Below are 25,856 nucleotides of genomic sequence, written 5' to 3' on the forward strand. Positions count from 1 at the left end.
GCGCCGCATGACCGATTCCCGTGATTCCCATGTCACTCTGATCACCGGCGGCTCCAGCGGCATCGGCGCCGCGGCGGCGCGGCAGCTGATCCGTCAGGGCGGCCGGGTCGCCGTCACCGGACGCGATCGCGGCAGGCTCGAGCGCTTCGCGGACGGCGTCACCGGTGAACTCGGCGCGGCGGCCCGCCCGTTGGCGCTTCCCGGCGACGCGTCCGACAACGGCGCGGTGGAGGCCGCCGTCGAGGCGACCGTGAAGGAGTTCGGACGGCTGGACGCCGTCGTCGCCAACGCGGGCTTCGCCACCCCCGACGGCCTCGCCGGAGGGCACCCCGACGACTGGCGCGAGATGGTGCTCACCAACGTGCTCGGCCCGGCGCTGCTCATTCGGGCCGCGCTGCCCGCGCTGCGGGAGACGCGCGGGCGCATCGTCCTCGTCGGCAGCGTCGCGGGCCACGTGTTCACCGAGGGCAATCTGTACGGCGCGACCAAGTGGGCCGTGACGGCACTCGCCGAGAACACCCGGCTCATGGTGACCCGCGACGGTGTCGGCGTGACCCTGATCGCGCCGGGCCGGGTCGAGACGGCGTTCTGGGACGGCATCGGCGGGCCGCCGGAGGGGCACATGCTGACCGCCGACCAGCTCGCGGACTCGCTGGTCTGGGCCGTCAACCAGCCGAGCGGCGTCGATGTGAACAGCGTGATCGTGCGGCCGATCGGCCAGCCAGTGTGAACGGTTGGCGTGGCTGAGCAGTTGGCGTGGCTGAGCAGTTGGCCAGTGTGAGCGGCCGACTTGGCTGAGGAGTCAGCCAGTGTGAGCAGCCTGGCCGACCGAGCGGCACCGCGCCGATGGTGACGGGGCGCCCGGGCCTGACCCGGCGCCCCCGCCCACCCCGTACCGTCAGCTGAAGATGATCATCGAGCCCTGCGCCAGGCTCCGTGTCGCCGCCGCGTGCAGCCCGAGCCAGACGTGCCGTTCGCGGGCGAACGGGCTGTCGCCGTACGCGATCGGCGCCGCCGGCTCCTCCAGCTCCGTGGGCCGGGACGGCGGCTCGGGCGGAGGCGGCGGGTTGGCCGGGTCGAGGCCCAGGAAGGGCGCGACGGCCTCGAGTTCGCGCAGCAGGCCCTGGCCGGAGCCCAACGGGCCGCCGCCTTCGAGGAGTTCGTCGTTCGACAGCGGGGCGGCGAAGTCGATGGGGACGTACGCGCCCGCGTGGTCGTAGTGCCAGACCAGATGCGACTGCTGGGCGGTCGGCTCGAACATCTCCAGCAGCTGCTCGTAGTCGCCGCCCAGGGCGTCCACCGGTGTGACCTCGAGGCCGCACAGCTGCAGCAGGTGCGCGCGGCGCAGCAGGTGCAGCGCGTCGTAGTCGAAGCCCGCGACCGGGGCCACGTCGCCGGAGAGCCCCGCGACATAGCCGTGTACGGGCACCGGCGGCAGGCCGGATTCCGCCAGCGCCCGGTCGTACGTCGCGATCTCCTCCGCGAACGGGTTGTCGGGGCTGTGGCACAGCACGTCGACCAGGGGGACCAGCCAGAGATCACAGGCCAAGGGGTGCTCCAATGCACGACGGTCGTCGGCACAGCCTAGTGCTGTACACAGGACAGTTGCAGTCTGCATGCGGTCACATATGGACTGGAACAGCTTGTTCACTCCGTGTGCGCAGACACGCAGGAGTGTCCTACGGACAGAGGTGGCCAGGAATGGGCCCGACGGGACCAGAACGAATCAGGACGCGCCAGAACCGGTCAGGAGCGTCCGGTGAGCTTCTGGACGAGCGCCACCGAGTGCGCGTTGTACTCACCGACGATCCGCTCCGCCGACGCCGTGTCGCGCCGTTCGACCGCGGCGAGCAGCTCACGGTGGCCCGACCACAGCTGACCTGCCAACTCCTCTTCGCGGCGCAGATAGGGAACGGCGAACGCCCAGCACTGGACGCGTATTCGATCCAGGAAGTCGGTTATGTAGGAGTTCCCTATGATCCCTCCCAACTCTCGCCAGTACCTCAGGTCGTAGCCGATCAGCACGTCCAGCTCGCCGGCCAGCGCGGCCCGCTCCGCCGCCTCCGCGCGGCGGCGCACGGAAGCAAGAGCGGCCGCGTCCGGCGGCCGCGCGCGCCCCTCCCCGCTGGCGACCTGCCGGAACACACCGTCGAAGACGAGCGTCCGCGCCTCGACCATCGACCGGAAGTCGTCCAGCGTGAACTCGTGCACGCGGAAACCGCGGTGCTGCTCCACCTCCAGCAGCCCCTGCGCGGCGAGATCGACCAGCGCCTCGCGTACGGGCGTCGCGGACACGCCGTACTGCTCGGCGATCTCCTTGACCGTGAAGTCGCGGCCGGTCGGCAGCCGTCCGGCCATGATCTCGTCGCGCAGCGCGACGGCGATCTGCGCGCGCAGGGTGCTGCGCCGGATCACAGCACGCGCCCCGCGGCCGGGGCCCCGCCGTCCGACGCTGCCCCGCCGCCTGCCGCCGTGCGCGCGCCTGCCGCCGTGTGCGCGTCGGCGACGTGCAGCGCCTCGTCGAGGGCGGCCAGGCCCTCCTTCGCCTCGGCCTCCGTGACGGTGCAGGGCGGCACGGCGTGCGTACGGTTCATGTTCACAAACGGCCACAGCCCCTGCCGCTTACAGGCCGCCGCGAAGTCGGCCATCGGCTGGTTGTCGGCGCCCGTCGCGTTGTACGGCACGAGCGGCTCCCGCGTCTCCCGGTCCCGTACGAGGTCCAGCGCCCAGAAGACGCCCGTGCCGCGCACCTCTCCGACCGACGGGTGGCGCTCGGCGAGGGCGCGCAGGCCGGGCCCGAGCACGGTCTCGCCGATACGCGCGGCGTTCTCCACGATGCCCTCCTCCGCCATGGCGTTGATCGTGGCGACGGCGGAGGCGCAGGCGAGCGGATGCCCCGAATACGTGAGCCCGCCCGGATACGGACGCCGGTCGAAGGTCGCGGCCACGGCGGCGGATATCGCGACACCGCCGAGCGGCACATAGCCGGAGTTGACGCCCTTGGCGAAGGTCAGCAGGTCGGGCGTGACATCGAAGAGATCGGCCGCGAACCACGTGCCCGTACGCCCGAAGCCCGACATCACCTCGTCCAGCACGAAGACGATGCCGTGCCGGTCGCAGATGTCCCGCACACCCGCCAGATAGCCGGGCGGCGGCACCAGCACGCCGGCCGTGCCGACGATCGTCTCCAGCACGATCGCGGCGACCGACTGCGGGCCCTCGAAGAGGACCGTCTCCTCCAGATGCGCGAGCGCGCGCTCGCACTCCTCGGCCTCGGTGGCGGCGTGGAAGTGCGAGCGGTAGAGGTGTGGGCCCCAGAACCGCACCACCCCCGCCGACGCGGTGTCGGAGGCCCAGCGGCGCGGGTCGCCGGTGAGGTTGATCGCGGCGGCGGTCGCGCCGTGGTACGAGCGGTACGCGGACATCACCTTCGGCCGCCCGGTGTGCACCCGCGCCATCCGCACCGCGTGCTCGACGGCCTCGGCGCCGCCGTTGGTGAAGAAGACCTTGTCGAGGTCGCCGGGGGTGCGGCCGGCTATCAGCCGTGCGGCCTCGGCCCGCACGTCGACGGCGAAGCCGGGCGCGAGCGTGCACATGCGGGCCGCCTGCTCCTGGATCGCGGCCACGACCTTGGGGTGCTGGTGGCCGATGTTGGTGTTGACGAGCTGGGAGGAGAAGTCGAGGAAGCGGTTTCCGTCGTAGTCCCAGAAATACGACCCCTCGGCGCCGGCCACGGGGAGCGGGTCGATCAGGCCCTGCGCCGACCAGGAGTGGAAGACGTGCGCGCGGTCCGCGGCCTGCACCGCCGCCTTGGCGGCCGGAGCCGGCAGGTGCCGGTCGGGCAGGCCCGTTCGTACAGGCCGGCCGGGCTGCGCGGGCAGGGTGTTGTTGCTGGTCATACGGCTCTCACCTCTTCGCTCGTACCGCTCGCCCCCGGAGTGGTGGACGTCGGCGCCCCCAGCCTAGAGATCGGTCCGCGCCGGCGTCTGCGGTGCGGACCGAGGTGTGGGGATTGCCATCGATCACTCTAGACCATTGACAGCCTGCTGTCGAATTGACAGAATACTGTCGTGCGGTCGAGGACCGCGGAAGGAGCCCACCATGAGCGTTCACATGGCCGTTTACGACACCTTCGCCGACTGGGAGTGCGGGCACGCGGCGGCCCATCTGCCCGGCGGCGTCACCACCGTCGGCCGGACGCTCGATCCGGTCACCAGCAAGGGCGGCATGCGCGTCCAGCCCGAGCTGGCACTGGCGGAGCTGCGGCCCGAGGACAGCGAGCTGCTGATCCTGCCGGGCGCGGACCTGTGGTTCGGGGACGAGCTGGCGCCGTTCGTGCGCACGGCGCGGGAGTTCGTCACGGCCGGCGTCCCGGTCGCGGCGATCTGCGGGGCCACTTTCGGGCTCGCGGCGGGCGACCTGCTCGACGACCGCGACCACACCAGCGCGGTGCCGGAGTATCTGGCGGCGTCGGGTTACAAGGGTGCGGACAGGTATCGCGACGCGGACGCGGTCACCGACGGGGACGGCCTGGTGATCACGGCGGGGCCGACCGAGCCGGTGGCGTTCGCCCGGGAGATATTCGCGCTGCTGGGCACGTTCACCCCGGAGGTGCTCGACGCCTGGTTCCGGGTGTTCCGGCACTCGGACACCGAGGCGTACGCGGTGCTCGCCGCGGCCCAGGACGGGTGAGGCGGGGGACGGGCATTCCGGACGAGGCAAGGACACCGAAGACGAGTGAGGTGATGGCGGCGTGAGCGACGACGATCCAGGATGGGCGACGGCTCTGACTCCGCTGGAGCGGGCGGCGCAAGACCTGCTCAGCGGCTCGGCACTGACCGCGTTCCGGCTCAACGGCCAGTATCTGTCGGTCGCCGAGCGGCTCGCGCGGCCCGCCGGGCTGACGGCCGCATGGTGGCAGGTGCTCGGGGCGGTGCTGCACGAGCCGCTGCCCGTGGCCGGGATCGCCCGCACGATGGGCATCACCCGGCAGAGCGTGCAGCGGATCGCGGACCTGCTCGTGGAACGCGGCCTGGCGACATACGAGCCGAACCCGGCACACCGCAGAGCCAAGCTCGTCACACCGACCGAGGAGGGCCGGGCGGCGGTCGCCCGCATCTCGCCGGGACACGCCGAGTTCGCGTCGCGGCTCGCGGAGGAGCTGGGCGGTGAGGCCGAGTTCGCGGAGGTGCTGGCGGCACAGGAACGGCTGGCCACGGCCCTGGAAGCATTGGAGAAGAAGGAGGCGCGGGAGCACCGGGAGGCGACGGCGGAACACGACGGATAACGGATCAGCGACGGTCTGTCCGGTCCCACACGAGAGCACATACCCTCCGTGTCGGGGAAGGGACAAACGGTATGGAGAAGCTTGAGGCTCAGGACCCGCGGAGGATCGGTGGGTACCGGCTGATCGGCAGGCTCGGCGAGGGCGGCATGGGCCGGGTCTACCTCGCCCGCAGCGACCGGGGCCGCACGGTCGCGGTCAAGCTGGTGCGGAACGAGCTGACCCAACAGGAGGAATTCCGGGCGCGCTTCAGGCAGGAGGTACGGGCGGCACGCCGGGTCGGCGGCGTGTGGACCGCGCCTGTCCTGGACGCCGACACGGAAGCCGAGACTCCGTGGGTGGCGACCGGGTACATCGCGGGCCCCTCCCTTCAGAAGGTCATCGGCGAGAGCCAAAGACCCCTGCCCGAACGCTCCGTGAGACTTCTGGCGGCCGGACTCGCCCGCGCGCTGCAGGCCGTGCACGCCGCGGGCATCGTCCACCGGGACCTCAAGCCCTCCAATGTGCTGATCACCATCGACGGGCCACGCGTCATCGACTTCGGCATCGCCCGCGCGCTCGAGGCGACCGTCGCGGGCGACGGCCTCACGCACACCGGAGCGATTGTCGGCACGCCCGGCTTCCTCTCCCCCGAGCAGGTGCGCGGGGACCGGCTGACGCCGGCCAGCGACATCTTCTGCCTCGGTTCGGTGCTGGCGTACGCGGCGACCGCGCAACTCCCGTTCGGCGGCGCCAACAGTGGCGTGCACGCGATCCTCTACCGCATCGCGCAGGAGGAAGCGCAGCTCAGCGAACTGCCGGAGGGCCTCCGCGAGCTGGTCACCAGCTGTCTCGCGAAGGACCCGGCCGAACGGCCCACGCTGGAGCAGCTGCTGGAGCGCACCGCCGATCCGGAGACCGCCCCGGACGCCCTGGACGCGCCCGACGAGCCGTGGCTGCCCGGCTCGCTGATCGCCCAGCTGGGGCGGCACGCCACCGAGTTGCTGGAGGCGGAACACCCCAGCGGCGATTCGGACGGCCGCGGTGCCCAACTCGCCCTGCCGCCGGCACCCGGGGATGCGCCCGCGCCCCCGCCCGCGGCACCGGCCGCAGCGGCGGCCGGGGCCGGGGCGCCCGCCGGGCCCACGGACGCGTCGGACTCGCCGGCGGACGCGTGGCCCGCTGCCGCCGGTTCGCCGCCCGCGCATCCGCCCACCACCGCGGACACGGGCCCGCCGCCCGTCGCGCCGCCTGCGGCGGCTGCCGCGGCCGCCGCGGAGGGCCCGTCCACGCCACCCACCCTGCACGGCCTGCCGACCGAGGTGAGCGGGCCCGGCTCCGTGCCCGCCCCACCGCCCGTCTCTCAACCACATCTGACGCTGCCGACCACGGCATCGGCACAAGTCTGCGTGGGTGTCGACGTCTGATCTCGATCGTGTGTTTGTTGCACGAGCCCGCGCCCACCGCGACCGCCGCCGAAGCGTCCCGCACCTCACCAACAAACAGCCGAGCCCCCACGTGGTGCCCCCCGCGCGCGTACGGCCCGGCCGGGTGGCGTTCGTGGTGCCGGCGCCGCGCGCGCAGTCACTGGAGTCGGTACGCGGTCTGCTGCGGTCGTCGGCCGTGTTCGCGGAGGAGATGGAGCGGTGCGCCGAAGCCCTCACCCCGCACACCGGCTGGAACCTCCTCGACACACTCCACGGCACCCCCGACGCACCCTCCCCGGGCCGGCCCGAAGCCCTCGCCCCGGCACTGTTCGCCGTCCAGGTGTCCCTGGCCGCGCTCTGGCGCGCCTTCGGTGTGGCATCGGAAGCCGTACTGGCCGAACCCGGCGGGGAGTTGGCGGCGGCGGTGATCGAGGGGACCCGCCCCCTCTCCGAAGCGGCGGGTGAGGTGGCCCGCTCCGCCGCGGAGAACGACTCTCCGGAGAACGACGCGCCGGAGAACGAAGGCGGGGACGACGCGCTGTCTGCCACGGTACGGGACCGCGTGGCGCAGGGGTTCCGTGCCTTTCTCGAGATCAGTCCGCAGCCGTCCCTCACGGACACGGTCACGGCGGCGCTCACGACGGCCGACTGCGAGCCCGACGACGTACACGTCACTCCGCCACTCCCCGAAGGGGTCGAGGAGGCCGAGCAGTTCTGGCGGTCGCTGGCCGCGGCCGGCGTCGGCGGAGTCCGCGTCGACTGGCCCGCCCTGTACGCGGGGCGGCAGATGCCCCGCGTCAAGCTGCCGACGTACCCGTTCCAGCGGCAGCGCTACTGGTTCTCGGAACCGGACACCGCGTCCGCCGCAGCCACCCCCCGCCCCGAGGCGGAGAGCGACCGCCCGTCCGGGGCCTTCACGTCGCTGCTGCACCGGGCGCACATCACCGGCACCCTGTCCGACGCCGTGCCGGTGATCACCGGCGCCTCGAAGTTCCGGCCGTCGTTCTCCTCGCTCGCGGAGCTGGGCGAGACCGCGGGGTCCATCGTGGTCTCCGAAGGGGCGGCGGACCCGGCGGTGGTGTGCGTCCCCTCGTTCCTCGCGGGTTCGGGGCCGCACCAGTTCGCGCTGCTGGCCTCGGAGTTCGCGCCGCGGCTGCCGGTCTCCGCGCTCGTTCTGCCGGGCTTCGGGAAGGGCCAGCCGCTGCCGGCCTCGTGGCAGGTGGCCGTCGAGGCGATGGCGCAGGCCGCGCTGAAGGCGGCGGCCGGCCGGCCGCTGGCGCTGGTCGGCCACTCGGTCGGCGGCCTGATGGCGCAGGCGGTCACCGAGCGGCTGGAGAGCCACGGCCACCGGGTCGAGGGCGTCGTCATGATCGACACCTACGACATCGACGACGCCGGCGAACGGGAGGCGCTGTTCGTCTGGGCCATGGGCGAGATCCTCCACCGTGACCCGACGGGCCTGGTCGTCAACGACGACAACCTCATGGCCATGGGCGCGTACCTGCGGCTGTACGAGGAGTGGGCGCCGGGCCCCGTCGCCGCGCCGACGCTGGCCGTGCGGGCCACCGACCCGGAAGCGGAACTCCACGCCCCCATCGATCCGACGTGGAAGGCCGCCGACTTCGCCGAGTCGCTTCCCGCCGACCACTTCTCGGTCCTGGAGAGCAAGGCCGCGCTGACCGCGCGCACGATCACCGGCTGGTTCGCGCGCCGGGACGACGACAGCACCCGGGTGTCCGGCCCGGAGCAGCGATAAGGGGACACCATGACACAGAACGGAACGACCGCCGTACGGCAGCTCGAACGGCGGTGGGCGACGGACCCGCGGTGGCGGGGCGTCGAGCGTACGCACGGCGCCGAGGACGTCGTACGACTGTCGGGAACCGTGCGGGAGGAGCACACGCTCGCGCGGCGCGGCGCCGAACGGCTCTGGCGGCAGCTGCACGAACGCGACTACATCCACGCGCTGGGGGCGCTGACGGGCGGACAGGCGGTCCAGCAGGTGCGGGCCGGGCTGCAGGCCGTCTACCTGTCGGGCTGGCAAGTGGCCGCCGACGCCAATCTCGCCGGGCACACCTACCCCGACCAGAGCCTCTATCCGGCCAACTCGGTGCCCCAGGTGGTGCGTCGCATCAACAACGCGCTGCTGCGCGCCGACCAGATCGCCGCCCTGGAGGACGCGGGCGACGACACCGACTGGCTCGTCCCGATCGTCGCCGACGCGGAAGCCGGCTTCGGCGGACCGCTCAACGCCTTCGAGCTCACCAAGGCGATGATCGCCGCGGGGGCGGCCGGCATCCACTACGAGGACCAGCTCGCCTCCGAGAAGAAGTGCGGCCACCTGGGCGGCAAGGTCCTCGTGCCCACGTCCCAGCACATCAGGACACTCAACGCCGCCAGGCTGGCCGCCGACATCGCCGACGTGCCCACGCTGGTGGTGGCCCGTACGGACGCGCTGGCCGCCACCCTGCTGACCAGCGACATCGACGACGAGGACGCGCGCTTCTGCACGGGTGAGCGCACCGGCGAGGGCTTCTTCCGGGTACGGGGCGGCATGGAGCCGGCCATCGCGCGCGGCCTGGCGTACGCCCCGTACGCCGATCTGCTGTGGCTGGAGACCGGCACCCCGGACCTCGGCCAGGCCCGCGAGTTCGCCGAGGCCGTACACGCCCGGTACCCCGACCGGCTGCTGGCCTACAACTGCTCGCCCTCCTTCAACTGGAAGGCGGCGCTCGACGACGACCGGATCGCCAAGTTCCAGGGGGAACTGGCCGCCATGGGCTACCGCTTCCAGTTCATCACCCTGGCCGGATTCCACTCCCTCAACCACGGCATGTTCGACCTCGCCCGCGGTTACGCGGAGACCGGCATGACCGCCTATGTCGATCTCCAGGAACGGGAGTTCGCCGCCCAGGAGCACGGCTTCACCGCCGTGAGGCACCAACGCGAGGTCGGCACGGGCTACTTCGACGCGGTCTCCACCGCCCTCAATCCGGCCTCCGCCACCACCGCGCTGACCGGCTCCACCGAGGAGGAGCAGTTCTAGCCGGGCGCGAGGGACCGGCCGGCCCGCTTGAGCAGCGCGGGCACGACCAGCTGGTGGACGGGCTGGGCCGTACGCCAGAGGAGGTTCCCGGCCGGCCGCAGGAAGTGCACCGCGGTGGCCCACACGACACTGTCGCCCCCGGCCAGCACGGCGTTGTAGGTGGCCACGCTCCCGGAATGGCCCTCCAGTACAAGCGAGTCGAAGCTCTCGTCCTGCGTGGACACCGGGCCGGACAGGTGCCAGCCCAGGATGTGGTCGCCGGAGGACCGGGGCCCCAGCCGCAGCCGGAGCACCTGGGTCCAGCCCAGCACCAGAAAGCCCCGGAGCGGCGCGGGGGCGCCCTCGAAGGTCGCCCGCCCCCATTCCTCGGGCGGGACGGAACGGGCGTCGCGGGCCGGCAGCTCGTACGCGGACATGTAGTGCGCGTCCTTGAACTCCCTGCTGTTCAGGAGGGTTTCCGGCACGTCGACCCGGCGTGCTCGCGGACTGGCCATCAGGAGGAGCTCCCTCGGTTCGGAATCTGGGAGGAACAGTGCAACTCACTGGAAAACAGGAGTAATTGGAACGCGTGGAGTGTACCCGGAACCTCCCCCCTGACACCGGCTACCGCGGTTCCGGCTGTCGCGGTCGCGGTGCCGCCCCCGGGACAGCCACACCGCGGACTTCGGGAGAACCCATGGTGAAATCGGTGATGCAGAACGTCTCGGACACCGCACGCTGGGTGGCCGAGTACCGGGCACGGGAACACGCCCGGCCCGACGCTCTCTTCAAGGATCCGTACGCGGCCGGGCTCGCCGGCGAACGCGGCCGGATCATCGCGGAGGAGGCCAAGCGCTCCTTCGGCAACGGCTGGTTCTTCATCGCACGGACCAAGCTGATCGACGACCTGATCGCGACCTGTCTCGCGGAGGGCTGCACCCGGGTGGTCAACCTCGCCGCCGGGTTCGACACCAGGCCGTACCGGCTGGACCTCCCGGCCGACCTGGAGTGGATCGAGGTGGATCTTCCGCCGCTGCTGCAGGAGAAGGAGCAGGCACTCGCGGGGGAGACCCCGCGGTGCCGGCTGCAGCGCGTCCCGGCCGACCTCGCCGACGCCGACGCGCGACGCGATCTCCTCTCCCGTACGCTCGGCGGCCCCGGCCGCACGCTCGTCGTCACCGAGGGGCTGCTGCTGTATCTGGAGGCCCCGCAGGTACGGGAGCTCACCTCGCAGTTGCGGTCCTGCCAGGCCGACTGGTGGATCACGGACATCGTCAGCCCCACTGTGGTGAAGATGTCCGCCAAGGCGGGCCGGATCAACAACGCCCCCGTCGTCTTCGGCCCGCCCGAAGGCGCGGCGTTCTTCGAACAGGACGGCTGGAAGGTCGAGTCCGTCTCCACCCAGCTGTCCGCCGCGGCGAGGTGGAAGCGCCTCTCCCCCGCGATGCGGCTGCTGGCCAGGCTGCCCGAGCCCGATCCGCGGCGGCCCGGCCGCGCCCCGTGGGGCGCGGTGCTGCGGCTGGGGGGCCACGGCTCCGCCGGCCCGTGAGCGGCCCTCGCGTCTCCGCCCCCACAGGTCCCTTCGGAATGCCACCGATCACATCTCATGAGGGAGTACCACAGATGCCCGAGTTGCCCCCCGTCAGCTCCACCCACCGCCTGGTGGTCGTGGTCAGCGACGGCGACGCGGTGGGTGCCGCGGCGAGCCGCGCTCTGACCGATCTGGCCGCACACCGCGAGGCCGTGGTGAGCGTTCCGCCGGCCGCGGCGCCGGCGCGGCAGGACTACGAGGACGTCGTACGGCGCGGTCTGCGCTTTCTCGACCTGGTCGCGCCCGAGGACCGCTTCACCCTGCTGACGGTCTCCTCGCTGGACGAGGTCGACAAGGCCGCGCTGGAGGCGGCCGGTGACCGCAGGGCCCTGCTCAGCCTGCTGGTGATCGACCACGGCGATCACCGCTACCGGCTGACCTCGCCGGACGGCCTCAACTCGCGCCTGGCCGAGCTGGCACGCTCGCTCGGTGACACGGTGGACTTCGCGCCGGGGCCGTGCTCCGTGCAGGTGTACACCGACGAGGACGTCGAGAGCTTCTACTCGGCGGAGATGTTCAGCCCGCGCTGGCGCCCCGACAGGGAGTGGGTGGTCACCGCGGACATCGCCTGCGCCTTCGTCGACACGGTCCAGCTGCACAGCACCAGCCGGCTGCGGCCGGAGCTGAAGCCCAGCACCATCGCGAACGCCATCGCCGACTTCCTGGACGCCCAGGCCGGCGACTCCTGGGGGCTGCACTACTACACGGGCTCCGGGGTCGCCACGTTCATCGACGACATCGAACGCCGGGCGGTGGACAACGGCAATCCGATCGTGCGCGGGCCGAGCGAGCACAGTCTCGCCTGTTCGGCGCTGGCGCGCTGGACGCTGGACGAGGCACCGTTCGCGATCGTCGCGACCAGCGGCATGCACGAGGAGTTCCGCGGCACCCTCGCCAACCATGTCGCCGTACGCACCAAGGGGTTCATCGTGTGCTGCGACTCCCGCGAGGACCAGTGGCACCCGTTCCAGGGCACGATCCACCGCACCGAGGACAGCCGCCCCTCGCTGCTGGCCCGCGGGTTCCCGGTGGTGCACATCGGCAGGTCCGACGACATCGCGCGGGGGCTGGCCGAGGCGTTCGAGGCGTACTCGGCGGACCGGGGACCGGTCATGGTCATCGCCCCCCGCGACGTGCTCCAGACCACCCTTCCCGCCGAGGAGGTGCCGCCCGCCGTCGCGGCGCCCGCGCCGCGCGTCGAGGAGGTGCGCTCCCCCGCGATCGACGAACTGGCCGAGCTGCTGAACACGGGGCGCAAGCGCATCCTCTGCCAGGTCGGTCCGCTGCGCGAGCGCGCGCAGGAGCTGATGTACTCGCTGGCGCGCAAGGCCGGCATCGCGCTCGCGGACTCGGTGGCGCAGCCGGGCACCGTCAGCCGCTACCGCGACGGGCGCACGGTCGAGGAGTTCATCGGCACGCTCAGCATGTACGGCTACTCCGCGCGCGTCCACGAGTACCTCTACCGGGAGGGCGCGATGCGGCCGGCGGACGAGCAGGCCGTGATGTTCCTGGGCACACAGATCCCGCAGATCGACACGCCATTCTCGGACTCGGCGCTGCGGAAGCTGGCTCCGGTCCAGATCTGCGACCGGGAGACCGACCAGGCGCCCTTCACCGGCCTGGGCGTGGTCGGCGAGCCGGAGGCCGTCCTGCGCGCCCTCCACGAGCGGCTCGACGTGGACCCGGAGGTGCTGGCGTACCGGCGTGCCGCCATCGCCTCCACCACCGAGTCGGACGGCGACGTGATCGGCCTGTTGCCGGTGCTGCCCATGACCACCAACCACTTCTTCCGCAGGCTGCGCGGCGTCCTGGACACGATCATCCGCGAGGACGGCTACGAGTACACCGGCGTGTACGACATCGGGCGCGCGGGCCTGTCCGCCGTCAACAGCCTGCCCCGCACGGGCCCTTGCGTCTCGGGCTGGTACGGCCGCGGCCTGATGGGCGACGGTCTGATGGCGCTGCCGGGCATCGTCACCCGGCGCGACCGCAACGTCATCTCCTTCACCGGGGACGGCACCGCGGCCATGGTGCCGGACGTGATCCCCAGCCTCGTACAGCAGATCGGGGTGGACGGCTCGGAGTTCCCGCACAACCTGACGGTCTTCCGCTTCGTGAACGGCAGCCACTCCGTGATCCGCACCTACCGCGAGTCGCTGGACCCCTCCGGGGTCAGCGGCCAGACCGGCGTGCTGACCTTCACCCCGCCGGACTACGAGCACCGCTACGGGCCGCTGACCGTACGCCACCGCCGCATCGCGCGCTGGGGCGACGTGCCGCTCGCCGAGCAGCTGCAGGAGCCGGGGACCGTCAACCTGTACTCGGTCCTGGTCGGTCACAACAACGAGGGCGACGGGCTCAGCAGGTTCTCGTCCCTCGGCTGGCAGCGCGACGAGCTCTCCCCGAAGGCGCTCGCCATGGCAGGACTTCCCATCTCGGCGCAGGAGGCAGCGGAGTGACGGCGAACACCGAGGAACAGGCGGAACGCGCCCGCGTACACGACCGGGTGGTGGCCCTCCTCTCCGAGGCCGCGGTGGTGCCGCGGGAGGACATCGAGGACCCTCGCACCAATCTCCGCGAGGAGATCGGACTGGACTCGATGGACTTCATCGAGCTGGTGACGGTGCTGGAGCGGGAGCTGGGGCGGCGCGTCGAACGCGAGCAGCTGTCCTACGTGCGGACCGTCGGCGACGTCGTCGACCTGGTGTGCGCGCTCATCAAGGAGCACGACTCCGCCGGCGCCTGACGAGACCGCCCCGCGCCCCGCGGCCGAGAGCCGCCGGGTGCGGGGCGGACCCGCCACAGGCGGCTTGCTTCAGCGGTGCAGGTAGTCCCGCAGGCCGTCCAGGAACGGGGTCAGCCGCGTCTCGTAGTGCTTCTGGAGGGGCTCCAGGTCGGCCACGAAGTCCTCCAGCATGAAGTCCAGCGCGTTCGGGGTGAGGAGCGAGCCGGGCAGCCCCGCCAGCAGGCGGGCGCCGGGGCGGGCCACGCCGTCCGGGACGTTGACGACCGGGCGCTTGCGGCCCACCAGTTCCAGCGCGGTCGTCAGCATGGCCGACATCGTCATCCGCTCCGGGCCGCCGATCTCGAACGTGCCCTCCGGTGCCCCCGGCTCCGCCGCGCGCGCGACCAGACGGCCGACGTCGTCCACGTAGACGGGCTGGTGGTTCTGCGCGCCGTTCCCGGGCAGGGGCAGCACGGGCAGGTAGCGGCAGGCGCGGATGATCCGGTTGATGCCGTTGTCCCGGGGCCCGTAGACGAACGCGGGGCGCACGGTGACGTGCTCCATCCCGGAGTCGGCGACGGCGAGTTCACCGCGCCGGATCGCCTGGAAGTACGGCTTGACCGGGTTCTCCGTGACCCCGACGCCCGCGATGTAGACGTACCGCCGTACGCCCGCCGCGCGGGCCGCGCGCACCAGGCGCTCGGTGCCCAGGCCGTCGTACTCCAGGAAGCTGTGCCGCCGGCGCGGCTTCTCGAAGGGGTAGTCGGGGAAGTTCGCGCTCTGCACCACGACGTCGGCGCCCTCGACGGCCGGGCCGAGGGTCGTGGGGTCGAGCATGTCGCCCCAGCGGTAGCCGTCGTGCCGGGCCGCGAGCCGCGCGTTGTGCGTCACGACAACGACGTCCCAGCCCGCCTCGCGCAGTGCCTCGACACAGGCGCCGCCGATGAACCCGCGGCCGCCGACGACGGCGGCCGTGCCTTGCGTACCACGTGCGCTCATGTGTGTCCCGTATCAGTGGAGTTCGAGGGAGTTCGTGGATGTCGTGGGAGTTCGTGGGGCACGGCCGGTGCGGAGGGTCCGTCCGCTACAGCATCATCATCCGCATCCGGGTGCCCAGCGAGGGCACCGAGGGCGAGGCCAGCTCGCGGTAGAAGCGCGACGCCAGCTCCATGTTGCGGGCCATACGGCGCATCGCCAGGTCGCGGGCCGTGCGCGCGCCCGGCGTGGTGCTGCACAGCACCCGCGCCCACTGGTTGGAGATGCGCTGCGCGTAGGCCGTACGGGCCTGCCGCCGCCGCTGGAAGGCGGAGAGCCGGGATGCGCAGAAGTCGCCCGTACGGACGGCCTCTTCGACGACCTCCCGCAGCAGCGGCACGTCCTCCAGCGTCAGCGAGCCGCCGAGGCCGAGGTGCGGCAGCATGCCGTGCGCCGCGTCGCCCATGAGCACCGCGCCGTCGGTGGCCCAGCGCGGCACGGTGATGGTCCAGGGCCGGACCACCACGGCGCGCTCGACCTGGTCGAACGCGGTGGCGTACGCCTCGTCGGCGTCGTCGAGGTGGGCGTACTGCCGCAGTGCGCGCTCGGGATCGGAGACGTCGGTCTCCTGTGCGACGGTGTAGAGCCAGCTCGCCTTCTCGCCGAGGCTCACGCAGCCGCCCGAGCCGTCCGCGGACAGCGCCTGCCGGGAGGCGCGTTCGGGCAGCGGGCCGCCGACGCCGGTGACGATGGCCTGGCCGCGCGGCTGCCAGCGCGAGGAGGCGAGGCCCAGTTCGCCGCGGAGCCGTGAGCCGGAGCCGTCCGCGCCGATCAGCAGGGGCGTACGCAGCTCGACGGGGCCGTCGTCGCGCCGCAGCCGTACGGTCCAGGCGGCGCGCTCGCGGCGCAGGCTCCAGTCGTCGACCGAATCGAAGATCCGCACACCGGCGGCGAGTGCCGCTTCCCGGAGCACGGATTCCAGTCGGGAAGGCCGAATTCCGAGGAACGTGCCCGCGCCCAGTTCCGCCAGATCCACGTTCAGCCAGGTGTGTTCCTGGCCGGCGACGAACCAAGTGAGGGATTCCAGTTCCGCACCGCTCCGGAGTGCTTCCGGAAGCGCCCCCAGCCACCGGAGAGTGCGCGTTCCGGGAGGCCAGAGCAGAAAGCCAAAGATATCCGCCTTGGCTTTCCCGCGTGCTTCGATGATCGCTGTGTCGATTCCGGATTCGGCTAGCGCAATGCCCGTGGACAGGCCCGCCAGGCCGCCGCCGACGATAACCGTATCGGGCATCTCCATGCCGGAACGTGCTCCGTCACTCACCACGGCCCCACATTCGCATCGCGGGATGCCGCGCGCAAGAGAAGTGCGGCACAAATGCCGCCCTCCGTACGGGAGTTGGGCCGCACGGAGGGCGCACGGAGGACCGTACGAAGGGCCGCACGGGCCGGTTGCCACACAGAACGGCGCCCGGCCCGGCGGCACGGCTCGGAAAGCACGCCTCAGAAGGCGCGGCTCAGGAGGCGCGCAGCGCGCACAGGCTCTGCCCGGCCACGAGCTGGTCCGTGCGGATCTGCCCGAACCCGGCTTCGCGCAGCTCGGGCGCCAGCTCCTGCGGCGTGGTCAGCGCGTGGCAGCCCTGGGTGCAGGCGAGCACCAGGTCCAGCCCGAGGGCGGTGGGGTTGCCGCTGTCGTGGAACATCGAGACCAGCACCAGCGTGCCGCCCTCGCTCAGCGCCCCGCGCAGCGTGCGGAAGAGCGCGGGGCGTTCCTTGGGCTCGAAGTAGTAGACGTTGTTCAGCAGCAGGACGACGTCGTACGGGCCGTCCAGTTCGGCCTCGCGCACATCGCCCTGGCGGACGGTGAACCGGTCGGCGAGCGACCAGCGGTCGAGGTTGGCCTCGGCCAGCTCGACGGAGGCAGGCTGCACGTCAAGGCCGGTGCCGGTGCTGCCGGGCCGGTCGGCGGCGGCCCGCAGATAGACGCCGGAGCCGCAGCCCACGTCCAGTACGCGCCCGCCGGGCGCCTCCCGTACGGCCTCCCGCACGTACCCGGTGATGACGCCCTCGGCGATGCGCGAGGACTCGGCGATGACCCCCGCGTACCGGGGCAGGTGGTCGCCGAGTGCCCCGCCGCGCAGCGTCTCGGGCAGCTCGCGGTAGACGGTGTCGTGGTACGCGGTCTGCTCCTCCAGCAGGGCCCGCAGCACGCTGCCGTTGCGGCCGGCCAGGGCGCGGGCCCGGCGGCCCTTCAGGCGGTACGCGCCGCCCCGCGACCCCAGCTCGCCGACGGAGCAGCCGAGTTCGAGGAAGAGCCGGAACTGCGTGGTGCGGGTCGCGTCGACACCTAGCCGCTCCTCGAGCTCGGCGGCCGTCGCGGGTGACGCCAGCGCCTCCAGCAGTCCGAGGCGCACCGCCGCGGAGAGGAAATGCATCCGCGTGAACTGCTGCGAATCCCGGAGCAGCAGTGCGTGGGCGGTGGGATCGGGCTGGCTGAGTACCGCACGGACGGTCCTGCTCAATTTGCTTGAAGGCACGCCGGAGTTCCTCCCGTTCGCCGAAGCGGGGCATGGACGAGTGGAGGCAAGCGTAGAACTCCCCCTTGACGCCAACCAGATGACCGGTAGCGTCGTTTTCCCGCTTGCACCATGATCACGCTGAATCGCACGGCCACTTGGCGCCCCGGGCGGAATGAGCCGGGAATGCCGGACCGGCCCCACCCTGGAACACCGCGCGCAGACGGGGGACGAGAACTCATGGCAAGAAGGAGAAACGTGGTGGAAAACGGACCCAACCGGCAGTCTCGTGGCACCGCCCGCCGTACTTTCGTCGCCGGGTCACTGGGCGTCGGCGCGACCGCGCTCGGCTTCGGCGGCGTGCCCGCCCTCGCGGCCGAGGGCGAGCGGCGCCGCGTCGCCGTCTTAGGCGGCGGTGTCGCGGGGCTGACGGCCGCGCAGGAGCTGGCGGAGCGCGGCTTCGAGGTGACCGTCTGGGAGCGCAAGGAGCTGGGCGGCAAGTCCCGTTCCATACCCGTGCAGGGCACGGGCACCGGCGGCCGCAAGGACCTGCCCGGCGAGCACGGCTTCCGCTACGTCCCGGGCTTCTACCACCACCTGCCCGAGACGATGGCGCGCATCCCGGCCGCGGGCGGGGGCGACGAGAGCGTGCACGACCATCTGGTGGCGCAGGCGGGCGTGCTGTACTCGCGCACCGGCGGCCGTGAGGACCTGCAGCTCGAGTCCAACCCGGACGGCCTGCCGTCGCTCGAGGACATCCAGCGGCTGGTGACCGCGCTCGCCCAGCAGCTGGGCGAACTGCCGCCGCACGAGACGGCGTTCTTCGCGCGGCAGATCGCGATCTTCGCGACGAGCGGCGAGAAGCGCCGGTTCGGGCAGTGGGAGAAGACGCCCTGGCGGGACTTCCTGCGTACGGAGGAGATGAGCGAGGAGTTCCGCAAGCTGTTCGCGGAGGGCCTCACCACGCATCTGGTGGCGTCACGCCCCGACATCGCCTCGACGCGCGCCACCGGCATCCTCACCGAGCTGTACTTCTACGCGCTGGCCGGGCGCGGCAGCACCGGCAAGCTGGGCCGCGTGCTGGACGCGCCGACCAGCGAGTCGTGGATCCGGCCCTGGGTGGCGTACCTGCGGCAGCGCGGCGTGCGCTTCCAGGTCGGCTGGACGGTCGAGGAGTTGGCGCTCGGCGGCGACGGGCGGATCTCCGGCGGCCGGGCCGGCGGGCCGGGCGGCGAGAGCCGCGCCATCGAGGCCGACTGGTACGTGTGCGCGATGCCCGTCGAGCGCGCCCGCAAGCTGTGGAGCCCGGCGCTGCGCCGGGCCGACCCCGCGCTGGCCCGTATGGACAGGCTGCGCACGGAGTGGATGAACGGCATCCAGTTCTATCTGGACCGGCCGACGCCCGTACTCAACGGCTTCGTCGACTACCTCGACTCGCCCTGGGCGCTGGTCTCCCTGAGCCAGGCGCAGTACTGGGGCGACTTCCCCGCCGAGTACGGCGACGGCACGGCCGCCGAGTCGTTCTCGGTGAACATCGCCCAGTGGGACGAGCCCGGCATCGTCCACAAGAAGCCGGCGCGCGAGTGCACCCCGGAGGAGATCGCCGAGGACACGCTCGCGCAGATGCGTGCCGCGCTCGAGGACACCGGGCGTACGGTCCTGCCGGAAGAGGCCGTGCTGCGCTGGCACCTGGACCCGGCGATCAGCTACCCCGGCGGCGGTTCCACGGCCGCCAACGACGAGCCGCTGATCGTCTCCGAGACGGGCTCCTGGGACAACCGGCCCGGCCACCGCACCGCCGTGCCCAACCTGTTCCTCGCCGCCGACTACGTCCGGGACAACCTGAGCTGCGCCACGATGGAGGGCGCCAACGAGACGGCCAAGCGGGCCGTCAACGCCCTGCTGGAGGAGGCCGGTTCGGACGCCGACCCGTGCACGGTGCACGAGCTGTACGTGCCGCCGGAGTTCGGGCTGCTGCGCAAGGCCGACGACGTCCGCTACCGGCTCGGCCTGCCGCACATCCTCGACACGCCCTGGGAGTTCTGACCGCCGGAGCGGGGCCGGTGACCTCTGGGCGAGACCCCCGGGGTCACCGGCGCCGCAGCACCATGCGCAGGCCGCCGCGCGGCCGCAGCGTGACCGTCGGCTGTACGCGGGGCACGCCGCCCGGCGCCAGGTCCAGGCGGAAGCGCTGCGCCAGCATGGCGACGGCGGCGACGGTCTCAAGGAGCGCGAACACGTTGCCCACGCAGCCGCGCCGCCCGCTGCCGAACGGGATGAACGCGTGCTTCGGCCGTCCCTCTCCCGCGCCGGGCAGGAAGCGGGAGGGGTCGAAGCCCTCCGGGTTGTCCCAGGCGGCCGGGTGCCGGTGCACGAGGTACGGGGGCACCGCGACGGTGCTGCCCGCCGGGACCGGCACGCCGTCGATCTCGTCGTCCTCCACCGCGCTCCGCTCCAGCGTCCAGAACGGCGGGTAGAGCCGCATCGCCTCGCTGAGCACCGCCTTCGTCCACACCAGCCGGTCCACGTCGGCGAGTTCGGGCTCGCGCCCGCCCAGCACCCCGTCGACCTCCTCCTCCAGCCGCCGCCTGGCCGCCGGATGGGCGGCCAGCAGATGGCAGGTCCAGGTGAGCACCGTGGCGCTGGTCTCGTGGCCGGCCATCAGGAAGGTGACGATCTCGTCCCGGAGTTGGCCGGGGCTGATGGCGGAGCCGTCCTCGTAACGGGCCTCCAGCAGCGCGTCCATCAGATCGTGCCGCTCCCCTGCGGGGCCGCCGCCCGCGCGCCGCTCTGCGGCCACCTGCTCGACCACGGCGTCGATCGCCTCGACCGTGCCGCGCCACGTGCGGTAGCCGGGCGTCGTACGCAGGCCCAGCCGGGGCGCGGGCAGCAGCAGCGGGTTCCGCATCGCGGTCGTCGCGAAGTCCTGCATGCCGGTGACGGCCGCGGAGACCCGCTCCCCCGCACCGCGCAGGTCGGCGCCGAACAGCGCCTCGCCGACGATGTTCAGGGTGAGCCGGCTCATCGTCTCCGAGACGTGCACCAGCGCTCCGTCGGGCAGCAGGTCCCAGCCGTCGAGGGTGCCGCGCACCTGCGCGGTCATCCCGGGCAGGAAGCCGCTGACCCTGCGGTGCGAGAAGATCGGCTGAATGAGCCTGCGCTGCCGCTCCCACAGCGCGCCCTCACTGGTGACGAGGCCGTCGCCGAGGAAGACGCGCAGCGGCCGGTACGTGGCGGCCTTGCGGTAGTTGGCCTCGTTCGAGACGAGCACGTGCTCGGCGTGCGCCGGATGGCACATCAGGAACAGGGTGTGCCGCGGCAGCAACGGCACCCGTACGAGGTCGCCGTAGCGCCGGTACAGCCCGAGTGCCGCGCTCAGCGGGTCCCGGCCGATCTCCGGCAGCAGCAGGGCCGCCTCGGCCCGTCCGGGGCCGGCGGCGGTACGCGGCGCGGTGGCACGTACGGGGGCCTGGCCGGTGGTGCTTCCTGCGTGCATCGTTCAGTCCCTCCGCCGCAGCGTCATCGCCATCTCGTGCAACGGGCGCAGCGTCACCGTCACCTTGGGCACCGGCTCGAAGCCCGGCAGCAGGTCCAGCCGGTACCGCTGGGTGACCATGACGAGGGCGAGCACCACCTCGATCATCGCGAACGCGTTGCCGATGCAGCCGCGCTTGCCGCCGCCGAAGGGGATGAACGCGTGCCGGTGCCGCCCGGCCGCGCGGTCGGGCAGGAAGCGGGACGGGTCGAACGCCTCCGGGCTCTCCCACACCCCCGGGTGCCGGTGTACGAGGTACGGCGGGACGATGACCGTGTCCCCCTCGCGTACGGGCCACCCGCCCACCTCGTCGTCGGCCGCCGCGTCACGCTCCACGGTCCACACGGGCGGGTAGAGCCGCATGGCCTCGTGCAGCACGGCCCGTGTCCACACCAGCTTGTCGGTGTCCTCCTGGGTGGGCGGCCGGCCGGCCAGCACCGAGTCGACCTCCTCCTCCAGCCGCTCGCGCACCTCGGGCGCGGTGGACAGCAGATACAGCGTCCAGGCCAGGCAGGTGGCGCTCGTCTCGTGGCCCGCCATGAAGAACGTGACGATCTCGTCCCGGAGTTGGCCGGGGCTGATGGCGGAGCCGTCCTCGTAACGGGCCTCCAGCAGCGCGTCCAGCAGGTCCGGCCGCTCCCGCCCGTGGCCGCGGCCGGCCCGGCGGTCGGCGATGACGCGGGCCACCACCTGGTCGATGGTGTCCTTCGCGCGGTCCCACTGCCGGAAGCCGGGGCTGACACGGCGCGCGGCACGCGGCGAGACCCAGGTCAGCGGGTTCTTGATGACCTTCGTGACGGCGTCCTGGAGGGTCTCGACGGCGTCGTAGACGCTGTCGCGGTCACCGGTCAGGTCGGCGCCGAACAGGGAGGCGCCGACGATGTCCAGGGTCAGCCCGCTCATCACGCCGGTGGCGTCCACGACGGTGCCGTCCGGGCGGCTGTCCCACTCGGTGAGCATCCGGTCGACGGCGGCGACCATGAGCGGGCGGAGGTTCTCCACCTGGCGGTGCGAGAACAGCGGCTGGATCAGCCGGCGCTGGGTCTCCCACAGCTCGCCGTCGCTGGTGATCAGGCCGAGCCCGATCCACTCGCGCAGCGGGCGGTACGTGAACGCCTTGCCGTAGCGCTGCTCCCGGTCGACCAGGACGTGCTCGACGTGTTCGGGGCGGCAGAACAGGTGGATGCCGCGGCCGGGCGCGAGCGGCAGCCGTACGACGTCGCCATAGCGGCTGACCGTCTGGTACATCGAGCGGATCGGGTCGGAGACGGCGAGCCGCAGCAGGCCGGGCATCCGGTGCGGGCGGGGGCCGGGCGCGCGGGCCCGTATCCCGTGCCGGTCTCCGGTGGGTTCCCCGTTCACGGGCGCCTCCCGCTACTCATAGCCGATCGCCTGCACCACGTTGAGCCTGCCCGCGCGGCGCGCCGGGGGCACCGAGCCCGCGAGGGCGATGAGGACGGCGCCGACGGCGAGGGCCAGCGCCGCCGGGGCGGGCTCGAACGGGATGTCCATGGCGAGAGTTTTGGCCATCACGTCCGTCGAGAGGTAGTGCAGGGCCGTGCCGACGACGAGCCCGCCGGCCCCGCCCACCACGCTCACCGCTGTTGCCTCGGTGAGGATCACCCGGCGCACGTACCGTCTGCTGCTGCCCAGTGCGCGCAGGATGCCCAGTTCGCGGCGGCGCTCGACCACGGACAGCATCAGCGTGTTGAGCAGCGCCAGCCCCGCCACGCCCGCGATCACCCACTGCAGCGCGAGCGCCAGCGAACCCACCTGCTTGACCGCGGACTCCGTGGCGGCCACGGACTCGCTGCCGTCGAGGACGTGCACCGGGTACGGCTGCGCCTCGGCGTGCCCCTCGATGCGGTCGCGCACCGCCGCCTCGTCGGCGCCCGGCGCGAGCAGCACCTCGTAGTACGAGGCGCCGGAGGGGCCGAACCACCCGGTGAGGCGGTCGAGGGAGAGCGCGATGAGCCCGGCGTCCATGCTGACGTAGTCCACGACGTCCGCGACGCGGATGCGCTGCTCGCCCCGTGCTGTCGGCAGGGTGAGGGTGTCGCCCTTCTCCAGCCCTTTCTCCTTGGCGTACGTGCCGGAGACCACGGCGCCCGTGCCCGCGAGGAGTTGCTCGCGCGCCTCGGGTGAGGCGAGCCGGTACGCCGTCGAGTTGCTCGGACCGTCCATGCCGAGCAGCAGGGCGCGCTTGCCCGGCTGGTTGAGGTAGGTGAACTGGCCGGCGACGACGCGCTCGACGCCCTCGGTCCCCTCCAGCGTGCGCTGCGTCTCGCGCGGCAGCAGCGGCCGTACGGGCAGCACGTCCTTGGCGGCGCGCTGCACGATCAGGTCGGAGTCGGCGAGCGTGGAGACGTTCTTCGACGCGGCGTCCACCGTGTTCTGCGAGGAGCCCGTGGTGGCGACGCCGATGGCGACGGCCAGGCACACGGTCATGCCCGTCGCCCACGCGCGGCGCGGTGAACTCTCCACGGCGGAGGCGGCGATACGGCCCGACGGCCCCATGCGCGCCGCCAGCCACGCGACGGCGCGGGTGAGCGGCCCGATCAGCGCGTACGCCAGCAGGATCACGCCGAGCAGCAGGAGCGAGCCGCCGCCGAAGGAGCGCGCGTCGTCGTACGCCGCGGCCACGGTGAACGCGCCCGCGATGAGCAGGACGCCGAGGACCAGCGCCCACACCCGGCCCCTGCCGCCCGCCTCTCCGGCGGCGCCGACCGACGGGTCGGCGGTGCGCATGGCCTCCACGGGCGGGACCTGTGAGGCGCGGCGGGCCGCCAGCCACGAGGCGGCCAGCGAGGCGGCGACCGCCGCGAGGACGGCGGAGGGCACCGCGCTCGCGGGCACGGCCAGTTCGACCTTGGCGTCCACCGCGTCGGTGATGACCGGCGGCAGGGAGCTGATGCTGGCGCCCGCCATCGCGTAGCCCAGGGGGCTGCCGACCGCGCCGCCGACGAGGGCCAGCAGCAGTGACTCGAGCAGGAAGTCCCGCAGGATGGGGCGGCGCCGGGAGCCCAGAGCACGCAACGAGGCCATTTCCCCGCGCCGTTCGGCCGCGGCCATGTTCATGCTGTTGAAGATCAGGAACGCGGCGACGACCAGCGCCATGAAGGCGACCAGCAGCGTGATGTTGCGGACCATCGCCGTCGCGTCGTCGGCCTGGTCGGCACGGAAGGAGGGGTCGGCGACGAACGCGCCCGGCCCCAGCTCCTTCGCGAGCCGGTCGCGCAGCGCCCCGGTGTCCGCTCCCGGCTCGGCGACGACCAGTACGGATTCGACGCGGTCCCCGAGACCCGCGAGCCGCTGCGCGGTGGGCAGCGAGGCGAGCAGGTACGCGCCGTCGTTGACGTTCCCGGCCGCCTCGCCCTCGAGCCGCGCCGCGACGGGCACCTCGGACGACGTACCGGCCATGGACGCGACCCGCACCGTGCCGGCCGTGCGGTCGCCGCCGCCCTTGACCCCCGTGATGCCGGGGCCGGCCAGCACCGCGTCGCGGTCCGGGGCGCCGCCCTCGCCCCCGGTCCGCCGCGCGGCGTCGGCGGCGACACCGGTCAGGTCGCTGTCGAGCGCGGAGGCCGTGCTGTCGGTGCCGAACAGCAGCACCCGCTCGCCGTCCACCTCGACGGGCGAACGCACCAGCGGCACGGCCGCCTTGACGCCCTCGACCTGTCCGGCCCGGCGCACCTCGGCGGCGCTGATCCCGTCGTCCGTACGGCCGGTGACCTCGATGTCAGCGCTCCCGGCGACCTGGCCGGCGAGCCGCCCCGAGGAGCCGCCGACCGAGCCGTAGATGCCGAGCACGGCGACGATGAGCGCGGCCGCGACCGTCAGCACCGAGAGGGACAGCGCGGTACGGGCCGGGTGCTGGCGCAGATAGCGCAGGTTGAACAGGCGCAGCCGCGCCGCGACGACGCCGGGGCCGCCGGGCCGCCCGCCGCGCGGGGGACGGGAACCGGCCTTCGCCGCGCCGGAGTTGCTCTCTTCCTCGGCTTCCTCACCGCTCACGGACGCCGTCCCTCCCCGATGAACTTGGCGACCACGTCCCCGGGAACGCCGTCCCCGGCGACCTCACCGTCCGTCAGCAGCACCGCGCGGTCGCTGCGCAGCGCGGCGTCCATGCTGTGGGTCACCATCACCACCGAACGCTCCGAGCCGTCGTGTGCGAGGGAGGCGAGCAGGTCGAGGAGTTCGTCCCCGGTGCGCGAGTCGAGGTTTCCGGTGGGCTCGTCGGCGAGGACGATCCCGGGGTCCATGATCAGGGAGCGGGCGATGGCGACCCGCTGCATCTGCCCGCCGGACAGCTCGCCGGGCCGGTGCTCCGCGCGGTCCGCGAGGCCGACGCGTTCCAGCAGCGCCATCGCCTCCTCCCGTACGGAACCGGGCTTCACGCCGTCCAGGAGGCGCGGGACGGCGACGTTCTCCCAGGCGGTCAGCGCCGGCAGGAGGTTGAAGAACTGGAAGATGAACCCGACACGGCGGCGGCGCAGATCGGACAGCGCGTCGTCGTCGAGCGCCGCCAGGTCCGTGTCGTCGATGAACACCCGGCCCTCGGAGGGGATGTCGAGCGCCCCCATCACGTGCAGCATGGTGCTCTTGCCCGAGCCGCTGGGCCCCAGCACGGAGACGCACTGGCCGCCCCCGATCGTCAACGACACGCCGTTCAGGGCGCGTACGGGCTGACGGCCGCGCAGATAGTCGTGCACCACGCCGTCCAGCCGGAGTGCGGCCATGTACGGGTCTCCCCTCTTCCGAAGCCCCGCAGCCAGGTGCGGAGCAGTCGATCCTCACGCGTC

At 72.6% G+C, this 25,856-nt stretch carries 20 protein-coding genes and 1 pseudogene; 10 read left to right on the forward strand and 11 right to left on the reverse strand.

All coding sequences use genetic code 11. The features are described from left to right. Window positions 1-7: 7 nt before the first annotated feature. Window positions 8-730, forward strand: a complete 723-nt coding sequence (locus tag DVA86_RS21400) for an SDR family oxidoreductase (protein WP_208880587.1) — start codon at window positions 8-10, stop codon at window positions 728-730. Between the two features lie 168 nt (window positions 731-898). Here the strand turns inward: DVA86_RS21400 and DVA86_RS21405 are convergent, their stop codons facing one another. The 3 genes from DVA86_RS21405 to DVA86_RS21415 all read right to left on the reverse strand — a co-directional run bounded on the left by DVA86_RS21405 (window position 899) and on the right by DVA86_RS21415 (window position 3,899). After that, window positions 899-1,549, reverse strand: a complete 651-nt coding sequence (locus DVA86_RS21405) for a hypothetical protein (RefSeq protein ID WP_208880589.1) — start codon at window positions 1,547-1,549, stop codon at window positions 899-901. Between the two features lie 197 nt (window positions 1,550-1,746). After that, window positions 1,747-2,415, reverse strand: a complete 669-nt coding sequence (locus DVA86_RS21410; RefSeq protein ID WP_281279309.1) for a GntR family transcriptional regulator — start codon at window positions 2,413-2,415, stop codon at window positions 1,747-1,749. Continuing rightward, window positions 2,412-3,899 carry an aspartate aminotransferase family protein gene (locus DVA86_RS21415; protein WP_208880591.1) on the reverse strand — a complete coding sequence of 496 codons (1,488 nt, stop codon included), beginning with the start codon at window positions 3,897-3,899 and terminating at the stop codon, window positions 2,412-2,414. The genes DVA86_RS21410 and DVA86_RS21415 overlap by 4 nt, the downstream gene beginning before the upstream one ends. 202 nt (window positions 3,900-4,101) lie before the next feature. Between DVA86_RS21415 and DVA86_RS21420 the strand changes: the two genes are divergently transcribed. The 5 genes and pseudogenes from DVA86_RS21420 (at window position 4,102) to aceA (ending at window position 9,736) form a co-directional block, all read left to right on the forward strand. After that, on the forward strand, window positions 4,102-4,692 hold the full coding sequence (locus tag DVA86_RS21420) for a DJ-1/PfpI family protein (RefSeq protein WP_208880592.1): 591 nt from the start codon (window positions 4,102-4,104) through the stop codon (window positions 4,690-4,692). A gap of 103 nt (window positions 4,693-4,795) precedes the next feature. Beyond that, window positions 4,796-5,287 (forward strand): MarR family winged helix-turn-helix transcriptional regulator, encoded by a 492-nt coding sequence (locus DVA86_RS21425; RefSeq protein WP_208884976.1) that lies wholly within the window; start codon window positions 4,796-4,798, stop codon window positions 5,285-5,287. A gap of 71 nt (window positions 5,288-5,358) precedes the next feature. After that, window positions 5,359-6,633: pseudogene (locus tag DVA86_RS21430) on the forward strand (serine/threonine-protein kinase); the annotation flags it as partial. A gap of 67 nt (window positions 6,634-6,700) precedes the next feature. After that, window positions 6,701-8,446 (forward strand): alpha/beta fold hydrolase, encoded by a 1,746-nt coding sequence (locus tag DVA86_RS21435; protein ID WP_222623345.1) that lies wholly within the window; start codon window positions 6,701-6,703, stop codon window positions 8,444-8,446. Between the two features lie 9 nt (window positions 8,447-8,455). Beyond that, window positions 8,456-9,736 (forward strand): isocitrate lyase, encoded by a 1,281-nt coding sequence (gene aceA / locus DVA86_RS21440; protein WP_208880596.1) that lies wholly within the window; start codon window positions 8,456-8,458, stop codon window positions 9,734-9,736. Here aceA and DVA86_RS21445 read toward each other — a convergent pair. Beyond that, window positions 9,733-10,230 carry a DUF2867 domain-containing protein gene (locus DVA86_RS21445; RefSeq protein WP_208880597.1) on the reverse strand — a complete coding sequence of 166 codons (498 nt, stop codon included), beginning with the start codon at window positions 10,228-10,230 and terminating at the stop codon, window positions 9,733-9,735. The two genes, aceA and DVA86_RS21445, sit on opposite strands and share 4 nt — an antisense overlap. 182 nt (window positions 10,231-10,412) lie before the next feature. Here DVA86_RS21445 and DVA86_RS21450 point away from each other — a divergent pair, with 182 nt between their 5' ends. The 3 genes from DVA86_RS21450 to DVA86_RS21460 all read left to right on the forward strand — a co-directional run bounded on the left by DVA86_RS21450 (window position 10,413) and on the right by DVA86_RS21460 (window position 14,052). Continuing rightward, window positions 10,413-11,264 carry a class I SAM-dependent methyltransferase gene (locus DVA86_RS21450; protein ID WP_208880598.1) on the forward strand — a complete coding sequence of 284 codons (852 nt, stop codon included), beginning with the start codon at window positions 10,413-10,415 and terminating at the stop codon, window positions 11,262-11,264. A 74-nt stretch (window positions 11,265-11,338) separates the two neighbouring features. Further along, a complete protein-coding gene (locus DVA86_RS21455) occupies window positions 11,339-13,765 on the forward strand; it encodes a hypothetical protein (protein WP_208880599.1) in 2,427 nt (808 codons plus the stop codon). Beyond that, window positions 13,762-14,052, forward strand: coding sequence for an acyl carrier protein (locus DVA86_RS21460; RefSeq protein ID WP_208880600.1), 291 nt, complete (start codon window positions 13,762-13,764; stop codon window positions 14,050-14,052). Before DVA86_RS21455 ends, DVA86_RS21460 begins: the two co-directional genes overlap by 4 nt. Window positions 14,053-14,121: 69 nt before the next feature. Here DVA86_RS21460 and DVA86_RS21465 read toward each other — a convergent pair whose 3' ends face one another. From DVA86_RS21465 to DVA86_RS21475, 3 genes are all read right to left on the reverse strand, one after another. Then, window positions 14,122-15,030: an NAD-dependent epimerase/dehydratase family protein gene (locus DVA86_RS21465; protein WP_208880602.1), complete on the reverse strand. Its 909-nt coding sequence runs from the start codon at window positions 15,028-15,030 to the stop codon at window positions 14,122-14,124. Between the two features lie 85 nt (window positions 15,031-15,115). After that, window positions 15,116-16,303, reverse strand: coding sequence for an FAD-dependent oxidoreductase (locus DVA86_RS21470; protein ID WP_342776369.1), 1,188 nt, complete (start codon window positions 16,301-16,303; stop codon window positions 15,116-15,118). 217 nt (window positions 16,304-16,520) lie between these two features. Then, entirely contained in the window at window positions 16,521-17,540 is a 1,020-nt protein-coding gene (locus DVA86_RS21475) for an SAM-dependent methyltransferase (RefSeq protein ID WP_208880606.1), read from the reverse strand. Between the two features lie 240 nt (window positions 17,541-17,780). Between DVA86_RS21475 and DVA86_RS21480 the strand changes: the two genes are divergently transcribed. After that, window positions 17,781-19,565 (forward strand): FAD-dependent oxidoreductase, encoded by a 1,785-nt coding sequence (locus tag DVA86_RS21480; protein ID WP_245996878.1) that lies wholly within the window; start codon window positions 17,781-17,783, stop codon window positions 19,563-19,565. A 43-nt stretch (window positions 19,566-19,608) separates the two neighbouring features. On the opposite strand, the gene DVA86_RS21485 is transcribed toward DVA86_RS21480, so the two are convergent. From DVA86_RS21485 to DVA86_RS21500, 4 genes are read right to left on the reverse strand one after another with little or no spacing between them, the layout of a single operon-like run. Continuing rightward, complete coding sequence (locus DVA86_RS21485) at window positions 19,609-21,015, reverse strand: cytochrome P450 (RefSeq protein WP_208880610.1); 1,407 nt, start codon at window positions 21,013-21,015, stop codon at window positions 19,609-19,611. A 3-nt stretch (window positions 21,016-21,018) separates the two neighbouring features. Continuing rightward, the gene (locus DVA86_RS21490) at window positions 21,019-22,416 is read right to left on the reverse strand and encodes a cytochrome P450 (protein ID WP_245996886.1); all 1,398 of its coding nucleotides are present in this window, start codon (window positions 22,414-22,416) and stop codon (window positions 21,019-21,021) included. A 12-nt stretch (window positions 22,417-22,428) separates the two neighbouring features. After that, window positions 22,429-25,068 carry an ABC transporter permease gene (locus tag DVA86_RS21495; protein ID WP_208880612.1) on the reverse strand — a complete coding sequence of 880 codons (2,640 nt, stop codon included), beginning with the start codon at window positions 25,066-25,068 and terminating at the stop codon, window positions 22,429-22,431. After that, a complete protein-coding gene (locus DVA86_RS21500; protein WP_208880614.1) occupies window positions 25,065-25,793 on the reverse strand; it encodes an ABC transporter ATP-binding protein in 729 nt (242 codons plus the stop codon). Before DVA86_RS21500 ends, DVA86_RS21495 begins: the two co-directional genes overlap by 4 nt. Window positions 25,794-25,856: the final 63 nt, after the last annotated feature.

This window comes from Streptomyces armeniacus (genome assembly GCF_003355155.1).
GTDB lineage: Bacteria > Actinomycetota > Actinomycetes > Streptomycetales > Streptomycetaceae > Streptomyces > Streptomyces armeniacus.

What these genes read in the sequence shown, in the direction of transcription:
- DVA86_RS21400 (WP_208880587.1), top strand. Translation starts at nt 8, where the DNA reads ATGACCGATTCCCGTGATTCCCATGTCACTCTGATCACCGGCGGCTCC.
- DVA86_RS21415 (WP_208880591.1), bottom strand. Translation starts at nt 3,899, where the DNA reads ATGACCAGCAACAACACCCTGCCCGCGCAGCCCGGCCGGCCTGTACGA.
- DVA86_RS21420 (WP_208880592.1), top strand. Translation starts at nt 4,102, where the DNA reads ATGAGCGTTCACATGGCCGTTTACGACACCTTCGCCGACTGGGAGTGC.
- aceA (WP_208880596.1), top strand. Translation starts at nt 8,456, where the DNA reads ATGACACAGAACGGAACGACCGCCGTACGGCAGCTCGAACGGCGGTGG.
- DVA86_RS21445 (WP_208880597.1), bottom strand. Translation starts at nt 10,230, where the DNA reads ATGGCCAGTCCGCGAGCACGCCGGGTCGACGTGCCGGAAACCCTCCTG.
- DVA86_RS21450 (WP_208880598.1), top strand. Translation starts at nt 10,413, where the DNA reads ATGGTGAAATCGGTGATGCAGAACGTCTCGGACACCGCACGCTGGGTG.
- DVA86_RS21455 (WP_208880599.1), top strand. Translation starts at nt 11,339, where the DNA reads ATGCCCGAGTTGCCCCCCGTCAGCTCCACCCACCGCCTGGTGGTCGTG.
- DVA86_RS21465 (WP_208880602.1), bottom strand. Translation starts at nt 15,030, where the DNA reads ATGAGCGCACGTGGTACGCAAGGCACGGCCGCCGTCGTCGGCGGCCGC.
- DVA86_RS21470 (WP_342776369.1), bottom strand. Translation starts at nt 16,303, where the DNA reads ATGGAGATGCCCGATACGGTTATCGTCGGCGGCGGCCTGGCGGGCCTG.
- DVA86_RS21485 (WP_208880610.1), bottom strand. Translation starts at nt 21,015, where the DNA reads ATGCACGCAGGAAGCACCACCGGCCAGGCCCCCGTACGTGCCACCGCG.
- DVA86_RS21500 (WP_208880614.1), bottom strand. Translation starts at nt 25,793, where the DNA reads ATGGCCGCACTCCGGCTGGACGGCGTGGTGCACGACTATCTGCGCGGC.